Genomic DNA, 13,811 nt, shown 5'->3' on the forward strand with positions numbered 1-13,811 from the left:
GTAGCAAGTCCGCGGGTGACCAAACCGCGAGGTGCAGGAGCACACAGTGAAGAACATGGCACGCGTCAAATATGTGATCGCAGGAGCTTGCGGCCTGCTCCTGGCTGTCGGTGGGGCGTCGCCGGCACAGGCCTGGGACGGGTTCGACGGGTACGGCGACGGGGTGTGGAACAGCGACACCATCGCCAGCTTCCATGCCATCCTCCGCTGCGGCCCCCGGGCCAAGATCTGCGTCAACGGGCCCGTGAACAGCGGCAACGTCAAGTACGCGCAGAACGTCGACCTCAAGGGCAACCCGAACAACAGCGGCAGCCCGACCAACGTCAACGGCAACACCAACGACGACGCCGGCGGCACCACCGGCGCCGAGAACAAGACCAGCAACGACATCCAGCACATTGGAAATGCCACCGGCTCCACGCACTTCTGACACGCACGTGAAGCGGCCCCGCTCCCGGAACGTTCGGGGAGCGGGGCCGCTTCGTCGGGGCCGCTGTGACCGTGCCCGCTCGGTCTCAGCGGTGCAGGCCGAGGATGCGCTGGATGTTGTTGCCGCTCCCCTGTGAGGCGCCCTCGACGGAATTGCCGCCGTTGGTGGTGCCGTTGGTGCTGGAGAGGTTGCCGCTGTTGTTCGGGTTGCCGCGGTTGATGAAGTTGCCGCTGTTCTTGCTGTTGCCGCTACGTACCGGGCCGTTGATGCAGGGGTGCGGCGCCTTGTGGACCGGTGACTTGTAGTTGAAGTCGGCGAGGCGGTTGTTGCAGACCACCCCGGAGACCATTCCGGTGATGGTTCCGACGTCCGCGCCCGCCACGGCCGACAACAGGGATTCGCCCGGGACGGTCACGGCCTGCGCGGCCCCGGCGCCGAACAGCACCAGTCCGCATGCCCCGATGACACTTCCCGCCTGCGCAATTCTTCTCACGGTGCTCCTCGCCTGTTCATCGTTTCGATGCCAGACGTATCGTGCTGCCGTTGTGCATGTGCATCGTCGTTCAACCCGCAGGGAATAAAACGCTCGAAGCCGAGAATCAGCCGGGTGGCCCAACCCCTCCTCAGAGCATCAGCCCCTCCTCAGAGCGCGAGCCCTTCCTCAGAGCACCAGCCGCTCCGGCATCGGCTGCTCCACGCCGTCCAGCTCCAGCGTGCAGCGGGGCACGGACGGGACGAGGTGCGGCTGGCGGAGCAGGACGCGGAAGGGGTGGGCGGGCTGGTCGGGCAGCTCGCCGGCCAGGACGTTCATGCCCGGGCCGTGCTCTTTTCGGTAGGCGACCACCTTGCCGTTGACCAGCAGCTCGATCTCCCCGTCGCGGCCGGGGCCGACGTTCACGGTGATCGAGTGGCCGCCCTGATCCAGGTGGAAGTGGTGGCTGTGCCCCATGACGCACCTCCGGCAGTCCAGCGCTCCCGTCATTACGTCCAGCGTAGATTCCGCGAGCGACAATTGGGGTGGGTGAGACGACGATGAACGGATCGGTCCAGGTCGGACAGGTTGTCGGCGTACCACTGCGGATGCACTGGAGCGTTCCGCTACTGGTGGGCCTGTTCGCGGTCGGGCTGGGGCGGCAGGCCCTGCCCGTCTGGACCCCCGGCCGCTCGGGTGCCGTCTACGCCCTCGCCGGCGTCGCGGGAGCCGCGCTGCTCACCGGCAGCCTGCTGCTGCACGAGGCGGCGCACGCCGCGACCGCCCGCCGGAAGCAGATCTCGGTCGAGGACGTCACGCTGTGGGCGCTGGGCGGGATGACGCGGATGGGGCGGCCCAAGACCGCCGCCGCGGCCTTCCTGGTGGCCGTCAGCGGCCCGCTGACCAGCCTGGTCATCGGCGGCGCCGCGCTCGGCGCGGGTATCGGCCTGCAGCTGCTGTCCGGCTGGGCGGAGATCCCCGCGGTGGTCGCGCTGTGGCTCGGCTGGGCGAATCTGTTCCTGGGCGCGTTCAATCTGCTGCCCGCGGTGCCGCTGGACGGCGGGCGGGTGGTGCAGGCGGTCCTGTGGTGGCGCACCGGTGACCGGGAGCGGGCCGATCTGGCGGCCTCCCGCAGCGGCCAGGTCATGGGCGTGCTGATGGTGGCCGTCGGCTGGATCTCCGTGCTGCGCGGGGCGCCGGGCGGACTGTGGATCGTCTTCGTCGGCCTCTTCATCATGATCGTCGCCGGTGCGGAGCGGCGCCGGGCCACGCTGCACACCGCACTGCGCGGCATACGGGTCGCCGACGCCATGACCAGCCCGGTGGTGACGGGCGCCGACTGGCTGACCGTCCAGCGCTTCATCGACGAGGTGGCGGTGCCCTCCCACCACTCCGCGGTCCCCCTGCTCGACTTCGAGGGCCGCCCCAGCGGCGTCGTGCAGCTGCGCAGGCTCGCGGTGGTACCGCCGGCCGAACGGGAGGACCTGCGGGTGCGCGACGTGGCGACCCCGCTGTCCCAGTGCGCGGTCGCCGCCCCGGACGACCTGCTGAGCGAGGCCCTCGAACGCCTCACCCTCCGGACCGGCACCCGTCTGCTGGTCGTGGACGGGGGCCGGCTGGTGGGGATCGTCACCGGCAAGGACGTCTCCCGGCTCATGCGGCGGCACACCCTGGGCGGCCGGGGAGCGCCTGGTCCGACGTCCGGCCCGACGTCCGGTCCGACGTCCGGTCCGACGACCGAGCCGGGTGACTGAGCCCGACGACGCAGAGAGGCGGCGCATCCAGCCATGCGGTACATCACCGTGACGGCCCTCAGCCACCCGGGCCTGCTCCGCGACCACAACGAGGACAGCCTGGTCGCCGGCCCGTGGACGCTGTGCGGCACCGTGACCGAGAACCCGCAGACCCTGGTCTTCCCGCTCGGTACCCCGCTCGTCGTCGCGGTCGCCGACGGCATCGGGGGCCAGCCGGGCGGCGAGGTGGCCAGCGCCCTGACCGTACGGCAGCTGGCCGCGCTCGGCCCGTCCCTCAGCAGTGAGAAGGCCGTCCGCGACGCCCTGAACCTGTGCAACCGCGCGGTGTACGCGGCGGCCGGCCGCGACCCGGAGCTGCTCACCATGGGGACGACGGTCGCCGGCGCGGTCGTCCTCGCCGAGTCGCTGCTGGTCTTCAACGTCGGTGACAGCAGGGTGCTCGACGCGACCGGGGACGGCCTGCGCCAGGTCAGCGTGGACGACAGCCCGCCCCTGCCGCCCGGCCGCCGCACCACCTCCCTCGTCACCCAGGCACTCGGCGGCGCCTCCCTGTTCAGTGCCATCACCCCGCACGTCGCCACCGCCCCGCTCACCGCCGGCGACCGCTACCTGATCTGCACCGACGGGCTGACCGACCCGGTACCCGAGGACGAGCTCGACGACCTGCTGCGGGCCCACGAAGACGGCCGGGCCGCCTTCGAGCTGTGGAAGTCCGCCATCGAGGCGGGCGGCCCCGACAACATCACGCTGGCCCTCCTCGGCATCGGCGAGTGACCCGGCACTGCCCCTGGCCAGGGGGAACCCGGCCGCGCTCCAGTCCGTCTTCCGCCGTGTTGGTGTTTTCGGCCCGGGGAGGAATCCGGTGGAGCACAGAATCCTGGGGGAGCGGTACGAGCTGGTGGAGCAGCTCGGGCACGGCGGGATGGGGACGGTCTACCGGGCCGTCGACCGCCGGCTGCGCCGTACCGTCGCGGTGAAGACCCTCTCCGCCGAGCTGGCGCTGCAGCCCGAGTTCCTCGCCCGGTTCCAGCGCGAGGCGCACGCCGCGGCCGCGCTCAACCACCCCGGTGTGGCCACCGTCCACGACGTGGGTGAGGACGCCGGGGGCGGCGCCGCCGAACCGTACCTGGTGATGGAGTACGTGGCGGGCCGGACCCTCGGCCAGGTGCTGAAGGACGGCGCGCTGCCGGTGGCGCAGGCGGCCGACATCGTGGGCCAGGTGCTTCAGGCCCTCGACCACAGCCACCGGCACGCCATCGTGCACCGGGACATCAAGCCCGCGAACGTCATGCTCACCGACGGCCGGCAGGTCAAGGTCGTGGACTTCGGGATCGCCAAGGCGCTCAGCGAGGCCGTCACCCGGCTGACCGGAACCGGCGTGGCGGTCGGCACCCCCGCCTATCTGGCCCCGGAGCAGATCAACGGCGCCGAGACCGACCACCGTACGGATCTGTACGCCGTGGGCTGCCTGCTGTACGAGCTGCTGACCGGGCGCCCCCCGTACACGGGGGACTCGCCGTTCTCCGTCATGCACCAGCATCTGGCCGCGGAACCCGTGCCGCCCTCCCGGCTGCGCCCGGAGCTGCCGCCCGCCGTGGACGAGGTGATCGTCCGGGCGCTGCGCAAGGACCGGGGGGACCGCTTCGCCGACGCCGCCGGGATGAAGGCGGCGCTCGCCGCGGCGGTCGCGGCTCCGCGGGCCGTCCCGCCGCGGACCCCCACCACCGTCGACCCCGCGGCCGGGGCGGCGCTCGCGGCACCGTCCGGCGCCGAGCGGGCGGCCGGCGGTGGGCAGTCGTCCGGTGGCGAGCAGTGGTCCGGCGGTGGGCAGCCGTCCCGTGGTGAGCAGGCCCCGCAGGCCCGGCGCCGGAGCCCGGCTCGGGTGGTGTTCCGGCCGACGGCGGAGGGCGCGGTGGCACTGCTCGGCTGCCTGCTGACGCTGGTGATCTCCCGGACCGACATGATCGAGGTCGGCCGGTTCTCCCAGGTCGCCCTGCTCGCCGGTGTGGCGGGGGCGGTACTGCTGCTGTGGTCGGCGCGGCTGGCGTGCGCGGTGGTGTGGGGGCCGGTGGCGGAGGCCGTGGCGGCCTGGTCCGAGCTGGCCCGCGGCTACGTCGGCTGGGACACCCACTACGTCATCATCGCCCTGGTCCTGGGCGTCGTCGCCGCGCTCTGCCTGGCCGCCGGCTACAAGGACGAACGGGCCGGCGGATTCCCGCTGGTGGCGTTCTGGTTCACCGGTCTGGGGTCGGTCTGGTTCTTCCTCGACGACCTGAACAAGATCGGCGTCTTCTACGTCCTGCTCCTGGGCGTCACGCTCGCCATCGGCACCCAGGTCCTCAAGGCGCGCATCCGGGCATGACGTCCGCCCGGCGGGGCGCACCTGCCGGGCGGACACCCCCTGGGGCCTGTCCGATGGGTCAGGGTCGGACAGGCCCTAGTCCGGTGCGTGGCCGGCAGGCGTCGTGGAGGCGATCAGGTGGTCTACGACATCGGGCAAGCCGGAGCGGCGCCGGAAGGCGGTGCGCTGGCGGTCTGCGCCATTGCCGTGGGCGCGTAATCGTGACCACCCGGCGCGCACCGGCTCCAGGTCGCCGTGGTGTCGCAGAGCAGGCTGAATCCACGTCAGGAGCCGATCGATCCGGGCTGCCACGGGAACCAGGCGGCTGGAGGGCAGATCGACGCATTCCCCCGTGAGGCCGTCGCGTGCGGCTCGCCAGCAGGCCGCGCGCAGGATCTCCGGCTGCGGACGCGGTGCCGGTTCCCTCGCGTCGATGGCCCTGAGCGCGGTCGCGGCCAGGGCTCTGACGATGGCGGCCAACAGGAGGGCCTCCTCGCCGGTGGCGGTGGCGTCGGCCACTCGGATCTCCAGGGTCGGCACGTGGCTGGAGGGTCTGATGTCCCAGTACAGACCGCCGCGGTCCATGATGGCGCCGACCTCGATGCCGCGGCTGACGAGGTCGTCGAAGTGCGCGGGAGACTCGAAGTACGGCGGAGGCCCTGATACCGGCCAGCGGGCCAAGGTCATCGTGCGCCAACTCGCATAGCCGGTGTCTCGACCCGCCCAGTAGGGCGAGTTGGCCGACATGGCGATGAGCGCCGGGAGCCAGGGGCGGATGTGGTTGCTGACCTGGAGGGCCCGCGACAGGTCCGGCATACCGACGTGGATGTGGCAGGCGCACGCGGTCTGCTCGTCGTCCAGGGCGCGGAATGTCGCGAGGCTCCGCGCGTACCGAGGCCCCTCCGAGAGGGGCGGGGGAACCAACTGGCCGAGGACGGGAGTTCCGCTGGAGACGATGCGTAAGCCCTGCTGGCCGGCGGCACGTGCGACGGCGGCTCTCATCGACCGGATCTGCTCGCCGAGGCCCGTCATGGTGGTGTGCGGTTCCGTTCGCGCCTCGATCTGATAACGCGTCAGTTCGGTGCTGACCCGGTCATCGAGTCCGGAAGAGGATGCCTGCGTCACCACCTTCTGCGACTGCGGGCTCACCTCCCGGGTTACCGGATCGACCAGCAAGTACTCCTCCTCCACCCCCACTGTCAGCAGGTCCGGTGGCGGCGCGGCGGCATGGTGCCGGCCTCCGGCACTGGGGAGACGGTCCTTCGCGTCTGCCGTGCCGACGGATTCACTGTCCACAGGGGCCATGTCAGCACACGCACGGGGCCAGGAGAAGAACCACTTTTGAGTCCGGCGAGCCATCGGCCAGGCCCTAGGCCCGCAGCCGGATCCCCTTGACCGCGTTGTCGAAGACCGGCCGGTACTGGTTCCACTGGGCGTTCGGTGCGGAGAGGTAGACCACGTACTGCGTGCCGTCCGTGCCGCTGAAGGACAGCTCCACGGCGCGGAAATCCCGTGCCTGGCCCGGGAAGGTGAACTCCCAGTACCCGGCGGGCCGCCCGCGGAAGGTCGTCGGGCCCATCCGGACCCGCTCGTAGCCGGGGTTGTCCCGGCGCGTCTGCTCCTCTTCGGTCTCCTCCCAGTGCCGCACCGGATCGGACCCCGCGAACTCCACGACGTCGACCCGCAGTCCCACCAGCCGGGTCGGGTCGACGTAGGCGACCTCGCCGCCGGGCACGTCCTTGGGCATCCAGCCGTCCGGTACCGGCACGGAGAAGCCCTCCCCGGCCTTCTCCAGGTGGTATCCGGCGGGCAGCGGTGGCGGCGAGGGGCTGGGGCTCGGGCTGCTGGAGGCGGAGGCGGGGGTCTTGGACGGTGCGCTCGCTGTCGCATCGGCGTCGCCCCGGGGCCACAGCAGGGTGCCGCCGGTCACGGAAGCGGCGACCGCGGCCGCCACGGCCAGCCACAGCGCCGCCCGGCGGCGTCGGCCCCCGTGCGCCGGGGCCACGGGGTCCGCCACCGGCTCCGGACGCGTGGCCGGGTCGGCGGCGGTGGGGGAAGTGAAGGCGGCAGGGGCGGCGGGGGCGATCCCGGGCGACGGGGCCCCGCTGCTCGCTCCGGCCGCGTCGGCCAGGAGGCGTTCGGCCTCGTGGGCGTCCATCCGCCGTCCCGGCTCCTTCACCAGCAGTCCCTCGATCACCGAGGTCAGCGGTCCGGCGTTGCGCGGCGGGTGGTACGCGTCGACGGCGATCGCGTACGCCGTCTCGATCGCGGTGTCCCGCTGGAACGGGTGGCGGCCCTCGACCGCCTGATACAGCGTCGCTCCCAGGGACCACAGGTCGCTCGCGGGGCCGGGCTCGGCGATGCCTGGCCGCAGGCGTTCCGGCGCGAGGTAGTGGATCGACCCGACCAGCTCGCCGGTCTTGGTCAGCGTGGGAGTGCCGGACTCCACGGCGATGCCGAAGTCGGTGAGGACGAGGCGCCCGTGGTGCCCGAGCAGGACGTTGGCGGGCTTGACGTCCCGGTGGAGCACTCCGACGTCGTGTGCGGCGCGCAGCGCGGCGGCCATGGCGCGGCCGATCCGGGCCGTCTCGCCCGGCGGCAGCGCGCCCTGCCGCTTGACCACGTCGCTCAGCGTGACGGAGGGGATGTACTCCATCACGATGCAGGGCAGGCCCTCGTCGTCGACGACGTCGTGCACCACGATCACGTGGGGGTGGGTGATCCGGGCGGCGCTGCGGGCCTCGCGGCGGGTGCGCTCGTGGAGCGTGAGGACCTCGTCGTCGTGCAGATGCGGCGGGACGTGCAGCTTCTTCACGGCGACGTGCCGGCCGAGCAGCTCGTCCTCGGCCCGCCACACGGTGCCCATTCCGCCGCGGCCCACCCGCTCCACCAGCCGGTAACGGCCGGCTATGAGCCGCCCCAGATCGGACACCGCCAGACCTTCCCCTTCATCGCACGCCTGAACAGTTCGCGGGAGCACCTTAGCCGGTGCGGTGATCCGGCCACGATGGCGGATTTCCTGCGATCCGGCAGGGCGTTCCACGCGCCGAGACGCGGCCGGGCGGTGACGGAGGCGCGCCACCACCGCACGTGATGTCACGCTGGGTGATCAGGCCGGGATCCGCCGGCTCAGGCGGCCGGGCAACTGCCTGTCGTAGCGGCGCAGGAGGAGCACGGCGGTGGTGGCCAGGCCGGTGAGCAGGCCGAGCCAGATGCCGAGGGTGTCCAGGTGCAGGGGGTAGGCCAGGAGCCAGGCCGCGGGCAGCCCGACCGCCCAGTAGCCGACGAGGGTGATGCGGAATCCGCTCCTGGTGTCGTCGAGTCCGCGCAGCAGTCCGACGCCGATGTTCTGCGCGCAGTCGAAGAACTGGAGGACGGCGGCGACCAGGAGCAGCTGGGTGGCGATGGCCAGGGCCCGGTCGGAGCCGGCGTCGAGGAACGGCGCGAGGACGAGGTGGGGCACGGTCAGATAGCCGGCGGCGACCAGGGTCATGACGGCCGCCGCGCAGGCGAGCGCGGTGTTCTTGATGCGGCGTGCGGCGTCGGTGCGGCCGAGGGCGAGCTCCCGGCTGACGTGGATCGACGCGGCATGGGAGAGGCCGACGGCGACCTGGAAGACGATGTAGACGAGCTGGTTGACGGCGGTGTGCGCGGCGAGGGCGGCGGGGCCGAAGGAGCCGGCCATCAGCGCGGTGAGGGAGAAGAACCCGGCTTCCGATCCGTACGTCGCGGCGATCGGTACGCCGAGGCCGACGAGCCGTTTGACGGCGGCCGCGTCGGCCCCGGCCGCGTTGAGCGTGAGCAGGGGGGCCAGCCGGCCGTCCTTGCGCGCCGAGGCGTACAGGGCGAGGAAGGACAGCAGGTGGACGGTGGTCGTGGCGACGCCGATGCCGGTCAGGCCCAGCCGGGGCAGCCCCCACGTGCCGTGGATCAGCAGCCAGTTCAGGCCCGCGTTGACGGCTGTGGAGGCCAGCGTGATCCGCAGCAGGGCCTGGGGGCGGCGCATGCCGACGGTGAACTGGCGGACGGCCTGGAACCACAGGCAGGGCAGCAGTCCGGGGGCCAGCGCGAGCAGCATGCTCCGGGTGTGTGCGACGACGGCGGCGTCCTGGCCGAGCCAGGTCAGGCCCTGGCCGATGAGGCCCAGGACGACGGCGCCGGCGAGACCGGCGAGGGTGGCCACCGCCAGGCTCGCGCGGACGATCGCACGGACCTCGTCGTGTTCGCCGGCCCCGTGCGCGCCTTCCGCGTCCGCCCGCTCGGCGCGGGCCGCCGCGGCGGCTGTCTGGTTGCCGACGGCGGTCACCAGTCCGACGCCCATGGTGCGCAGCTGGTTGAACAGGACCAGGGCCAGGCCGCCGGCCGCCAGCTCCTCGGTGCCGAGCAGGCCCATCATCACGGTGTCGGTGGTGGTCAGGGCGACTTGGGCGAGTTGGGTGAGGATGAGCGGGACGGCGAGCGTGGCCAGGGCGCGGCTGTCGCGCAGCACAGTGGTCGGCATGGGTCAGCGGCTCCCGCGGAGCTTGCTCAGCAGCTCTTCGATCTCCCGCTCCGCCGCGGGGTCGAGGAGGCCGCGATCGTGCATCCAGGTGTCGTTGAAGACGGTGTCCAGGTACTTCTCCCCGCCGTCGTTGACGAGGGCGACCATGGTGCTGCCGGGCGGCAGCAGGGGCAGCCGGACCAGGGCCTCGTGGACGACGCCGCCGGCGGAGCCGCCGATGAGCAGACCGGTGCGGGCGACGGCCCGGCAGGTGGCGAACGCCTCGACGTCGCCGACCTTGACGCCCTCGTCGATGAGGCGGAAGTCGACCAGGGCGCCGATCTCCGCGCCCTCGGGGGTGCCGGTGCCGGACTGGTAGTAGTCGTGGGCGGGGCCGCCGAAGGCGATCGACCCCTTGGGCTCGACGCCGATGGTGGTGAACGACGGCAGCAGCGTGCGCAGTTCGCGGGCCGTCCCGCAGAGCGCGCCGCCGGTGCCGACCGCGCCGACCAGCACGTCGAGCCGGCCGTTGAGGGCCTCGTACAGCTCGTGTGCGACGGGGAAGTAGCCGACGCCGTTGCTGGGATTGTTGTGCTGCTCGGTGAAGACGGTGTTGTCCCGGCCGCGGGCGAGGCCCTCGGCGAGCTCCTCCCGCGCGGCGGTGGCGAGTTCCTCCGTGCCGTCGTCGGCGACGTGGACGAGTTCGGTGCCCAGGGCCTTCATGGCGCGCAGCTTGTCCGCACACGCGTGGTGGTCGACGACGGCGGTGAAGGTGTAGCCGCGCTCGGCGGCGATGACGGCGAGGCCGAGGCCGGTGTTGCCGGACGTCGACTCCACGATGCGGCCGCCGGGCCGCAGCGCGCCGCGCTCCTCGGCGTCGAGGACCATCTGGCGGGCCATCCGGATCTTCGCCGTACCGGTGGGGTTGAACATCTCCAGCTTCAGCAGCAGCCGGCTGCCGGTCTCGGAGGCGGCCAACTCCAGCAGCGGCGTGCGGCCGATGAGGTCGGATATACGGGAGACCACGGCGGGGCGGGAAAGTGCTCCGGGCATCGGGCGACTCCTGTGCATCGGGTACTCCTGCGAGGGGGGCGTACGGGCCGCGGCCCGGGTCAGCTGCGCTGCCGGTCCAGCCGCCAGCGCGGGCGCGGGCGTTCGGTGTGGTCGATGACGACCTTGGGCGGCAGCGGCAGGTCGTGGAAGGGCGACTCGTTGGAGTCCATCTGGTAGCCGGCCGTATTGGGGTAGACCAGCAGGTCACCGATGCGGGGCCGGCGGGGGAAGGGGATCTTCCGCCAGCTGAGCAGGTCCGACTCCAGGCAGGTGGCCGCGCCGACACTTGCGGGGTGGATGCCGGCGGGGGCGCCCGGGTCGCGGGAGAGCAGGTAGGGGTCGGGCAGGTACTCGCTGTTGAACCACTGCTCGGACAGGCTCAGGCTGGTGCCGTCGACGGTCAGCAGCTGATAGCCCGCGCGGTCCTTGGCGCCCTGGATCCGGAACACCGTCGCGCCCGCCTTGTCCAGCAGGGCGCGGCCGGGCTCCACCAGCAGGGTGAGGCCGGCGTCCTTGAGCAGCTCGGTCAGGCTGCGGTGGTGCCCTTCGGGCCGGGCGGCGAGCAGGGCCCGCAGCGCCCCGGCTCCGGCGGCCGGGCAGTGGTAGGGGTAGAAGTCGCCGGCGGTGAAGGACTTTGCCGCGTGGTAGTGCCCGCTGTGCTGCCCGGCGAGGAAGGTGCGCCAGCTGACGGCGTCGGTGTAGCTGACCGCCAGGCCGCCGCCGATGCTGATCCGGTCGGCCACCAGCCCCCGCGCGCGGGCCTTGAGGCACCGCTCGACCAGGCGCCCGGCCAGGTCGGCGCGGGGCTGTACGGCGTATCCGGACAGGTGGAAGCTGAAGCCCTCCATCCGCACCGCGTCGCCCGCCCGGGCGCAGCGTTCCAGGGCGGCCTCCAGCTCGGCGTCGTGCAGGCCGAAGCGGCTGTGCGGCTGGGCCGGCGGCAGGCAGCGCAGCACCACCCGCGCCGGGCGGACCGGGTCCGGCCCCACCGTGGCGATCAGCGCGTCGAGTTCGTCGAGCGCGTCCACGGCGATCAGCGCGCCCTGCCGCACCGCCAGGCGCAGCAGGGCGCCGTCCTTGGCCGGCCCGGTGACGACGAGGTGCTCCCCGCGGACCCCGTGCCCGAGGGCGTCTCGCAGCTCGCCGACGGAGGCGGTGTCGACTCCGGCGCCGTTCGCGGCGCAGCGCTCGCTCCACACGGCGGCCTTGTTGGCCTTCTTCGCGAAGTACACGAAGCCCGCCACGCCCGCGTCCGACAGCGCGGCCCGCAGGGCCCGCAGATTGGCGTCGAACGCGTCGGGCAGCAGGAAGTGGAACGGCCCGCCGAGTGCGTAGGAGAGCTCCGCCGGCAGTCCGCTGTCCAGCACCGCTCGGGTGGCGGGGTCGGGCAGGGCGGGCAGCGTCGGCCAGGCGGACGCTTTGCTCACCGCCACAGCGGCACCTCGGTTCCCAGGCCCCGCGCCAGCGCGAGCTGCGCGAAGCGGTGGCCGAGGGCGATGTCGGTGACGACCAGGCCGCTGTTGTACGCGAAGATCCGCTCCTTGTCCGAGACCCGGCCGAGCGCGGCGCCGGCGAGCACGGGCGGGAACTCGGCGTCCACCGCCGGGAGTCGGCCGTCGGCGTCGGCCATGTCGGTGCCGGTGACGTTCATCTGCGCCTCGCTGGTGGCGATGACCCGGTCGGCCCGGTGCAGTGTCGAGGGGGCGAGTCCGTGGCCGACCAGGACGGCCAGCGCACCGGGCCGGAGCCAGTCGGCCTCGACGGCGGCGGGCGTGTGGGGCCCGGCGGTGGCGACGACGACGTCGGCGTCCGCGGCGGCGGCCCGCAGATCGCCGACGACCTCCACGTCGCGGTCGGGGAAGTGCGCGCGCAGCCGCTCGCGGACCGCGGCGATGCCGCCGGGGTGGGTGCCGGACAGCATCAGCCGGTCCAGGTCCGGCAGGGTGGTCAGCAGGAACGGCAGGGCCAGGCGGCCCTGGGTCCCGGTGCCGATGACCAGGGCGCTGCGGGCGCCGGGCGCCGCGCATTCGCGGGCCAGCAGCGCGGAGGCGGCCGGGGTGCGCAGCGAGCCGATCCGGGAGCAGTCCATCATCGCCAGCGGCAGGCCGGTGACGTCGTCGTAGAGCGTGAGCGCGGTGTAGTAGTGCTGCTCGGTACGGCCCTTGTCCAGGCCGTGCTTGTAGGAGGTCTTGATCGCGACGACGTCGCGGGAGCCGTCGCGGCCCAGCATCGCGTAGGAGACCGAGTGCCCGTCCGGCGGTTTGACGGTCAGCTTGCGGGGGTTGTCGGACCGTCCGGAGTGCAGGGTGCGGTAGGCGCCCTCCACGGTGGCGACCACGTCGGTCAGGGAGATGTCGATCCCGGCCAGGTCGGTGGTGGTCAGGATCCGCAGGTGCCGGTCGTCGCCGGGTATCGGGGGGTCGGCGGGGGCGGTGATCGAGGTGTCGGTCATCGTGTGGTGCCTCCAAACCGTACGCGCGGTCAGCTGGTGTGCGCTTCGAGGGCGGCCTGACCGTAGCCGTGCTCACGGGCTTCGGCCAGGGGACGGCTGCGGCGTCCGGGGACGCGGACCAAGGCGCGTTTGAGCCACCGGTCGCTGCCGTCGTAGCGGGCCCGGAAGGGCACCCGTCCGTGCACCACCAGGTCGTTGTCGACGACGAGGACCTCGCCGGGGGCGAGCCGCACGGTGACCGACACCCGGGCGAGTTCGGCCGTGAGCCGGTTGTAGGCGGCCCGGTAGGCCGGGTCCGCCTCGTCGAGCGGGGTGTACGCCGGGTCGAAGCGCAGGGTCAGGCCCGCTTCGGCCGCGAAGAGGGCGGGTACGGCGGGCGGTGCCTGCTCGGCGTAGTGCTGCGCGTCGGCGTAGGCGTCGTCGGGGAGGATCGGCACCACCGGCCGGGTCAGCACGGCGATGTCCTCGTCCGCGAGGCGGGTCCGGCGGATGCTGGCGGCGGTGGTGGCGACGGCGTCGTGGTTGCGCAGGCAGCACAGCATCAGCAGGTGTGCGCGGCCCGGGTGGAAGGCGTCCTCGGTGTGCGGGCTGAGCAGCACGGTGCTGCTGGCACCGGTCTGCTCGCTCTCGTGCCCGGCCGAGGGGACGATGTTGTGGACGAACCGGCCGCCCTGCTGGCCCTTCCAGGCGAGGGGGGTGCCCATCACGGTGGCGAGCAGCAGCAGTTGGATGTCGTAGCGGGCCCCGGGGGGGGGGGGGGGGGGGGAGGGGGGGGGGGGGGGGGGGGGGGGGGGGGGGGGGAGGGGGGGGGCGGGGAGGGCGAACAGAA

Annotated in this window: 13 protein-coding genes; 4 read left to right on the forward strand and 9 right to left on the reverse strand. The window is 72.9% G+C overall.

The annotated features are described in order from the left end of the window. The first annotated feature begins 55 nt into the window (after positions 1 to 55). Complete coding sequence (locus tag ACZ5XZ_RS10645) at positions 56 to 430, forward strand: hypothetical protein (RefSeq protein WP_468976294.1); 375 nt, start codon at positions 56 to 58, stop codon at positions 428 to 430. An 85-nt stretch (positions 431 to 515) separates the two neighbouring features. Here ACZ5XZ_RS10645 and ACZ5XZ_RS10650 read toward each other — a convergent pair whose 3' ends face one another. Further along, the gene (locus tag ACZ5XZ_RS10650; RefSeq protein WP_468976297.1) at positions 516 to 923 is read right to left on the reverse strand and encodes a hypothetical protein; all 408 of its coding nucleotides are present in this window, start codon (positions 921 to 923) and stop codon (positions 516 to 518) included. A gap of 168 nt (positions 924 to 1,091) precedes the next feature. Next, positions 1,092 to 1,379 carry a hypothetical protein gene (locus ACZ5XZ_RS10655; protein ID WP_468976618.1) on the reverse strand — a complete coding sequence of 96 codons (288 nt, stop codon included), beginning with the start codon at positions 1,377 to 1,379 and terminating at the stop codon, positions 1,092 to 1,094. An 83-nt stretch (positions 1,380 to 1,462) separates the two neighbouring features. Between ACZ5XZ_RS10655 and ACZ5XZ_RS10660 the strand changes: the two genes are divergently transcribed. The 3 genes from ACZ5XZ_RS10660 to ACZ5XZ_RS10670 all read left to right on the forward strand — a co-directional run bounded on the left by ACZ5XZ_RS10660 (position 1,463) and on the right by ACZ5XZ_RS10670 (position 5,018). Beyond that, a complete protein-coding gene (locus ACZ5XZ_RS10660) occupies positions 1,463 to 2,656 on the forward strand; it encodes a site-2 protease family protein (protein WP_468976620.1) in 1,194 nt (397 codons plus the stop codon). Positions 2,657 to 2,689: 33 nt separating this feature from the next. Continuing rightward, complete coding sequence (locus ACZ5XZ_RS10665; protein WP_468976299.1) at positions 2,690 to 3,430, forward strand: PP2C family protein-serine/threonine phosphatase; 741 nt, start codon at positions 2,690 to 2,692, stop codon at positions 3,428 to 3,430. A gap of 88 nt (positions 3,431 to 3,518) precedes the next feature. Then, positions 3,519 to 5,018: a protein kinase domain-containing protein gene (locus ACZ5XZ_RS10670; RefSeq protein ID WP_468976302.1), complete on the forward strand. Its 1,500-nt coding sequence runs from the start codon at positions 3,519 to 3,521 to the stop codon at positions 5,016 to 5,018. Positions 5,019 to 5,093: 75 nt separating this feature from the next. On the opposite strand, the gene ACZ5XZ_RS10675 is transcribed toward ACZ5XZ_RS10670, so the two are convergent. The 7 genes from ACZ5XZ_RS10675 to ACZ5XZ_RS10705 form a co-directional block, all read right to left on the reverse strand. Beyond that, on the reverse strand, positions 5,094 to 6,293 hold the full coding sequence (locus ACZ5XZ_RS10675) for a carboxylate-amine ligase (RefSeq protein ID WP_468976305.1): 1,200 nt from the start codon (positions 6,291 to 6,293) through the stop codon (positions 5,094 to 5,096). 73 nt (positions 6,294 to 6,366) lie between these two features. Next, positions 6,367 to 7,929: a serine/threonine-protein kinase gene (locus ACZ5XZ_RS10680; protein ID WP_468976308.1), complete on the reverse strand. Its 1,563-nt coding sequence runs from the start codon at positions 7,927 to 7,929 to the stop codon at positions 6,367 to 6,369. Positions 7,930 to 8,106: 177 nt separating this feature from the next. After that, positions 8,107 to 9,498 (reverse strand): MATE family efflux transporter, encoded by a 1,392-nt coding sequence (locus tag ACZ5XZ_RS10685; protein ID WP_468976310.1) that lies wholly within the window; start codon positions 9,496 to 9,498, stop codon positions 8,107 to 8,109. Positions 9,499 to 9,501: 3 nt separating this feature from the next. Beyond that, the gene (locus ACZ5XZ_RS10690; RefSeq protein WP_468976313.1) at positions 9,502 to 10,530 is read right to left on the reverse strand and encodes a cysteine synthase family protein; all 1,029 of its coding nucleotides are present in this window, start codon (positions 10,528 to 10,530) and stop codon (positions 9,502 to 9,504) included. A 59-nt stretch (positions 10,531 to 10,589) separates the two neighbouring features. Continuing rightward, positions 10,590 to 11,963, reverse strand: a complete 1,374-nt coding sequence (locus ACZ5XZ_RS10695) for a type III PLP-dependent enzyme domain-containing protein (RefSeq protein WP_468976315.1) — start codon at positions 11,961 to 11,963, stop codon at positions 10,590 to 10,592. Continuing rightward, a complete protein-coding gene (locus ACZ5XZ_RS10700; RefSeq protein WP_468976317.1) occupies positions 11,954 to 12,982 on the reverse strand; it encodes an ornithine cyclodeaminase family protein in 1,029 nt (342 codons plus the stop codon). Before ACZ5XZ_RS10700 ends, ACZ5XZ_RS10695 begins: the two co-directional genes overlap by 10 nt. A gap of 29 nt (positions 12,983 to 13,011) precedes the next feature. Beyond that, entirely contained in the window at positions 13,012 to 13,686 is a 675-nt protein-coding gene (locus tag ACZ5XZ_RS10705; RefSeq protein WP_468976622.1) for a TauD/TfdA family dioxygenase, read from the reverse strand. Positions 13,687 to 13,811 lie beyond the last annotated feature (125 nt).

The sequence above is a fragment of the Streptomyces sp. NPDC033270 genome (assembly GCF_055576575.1).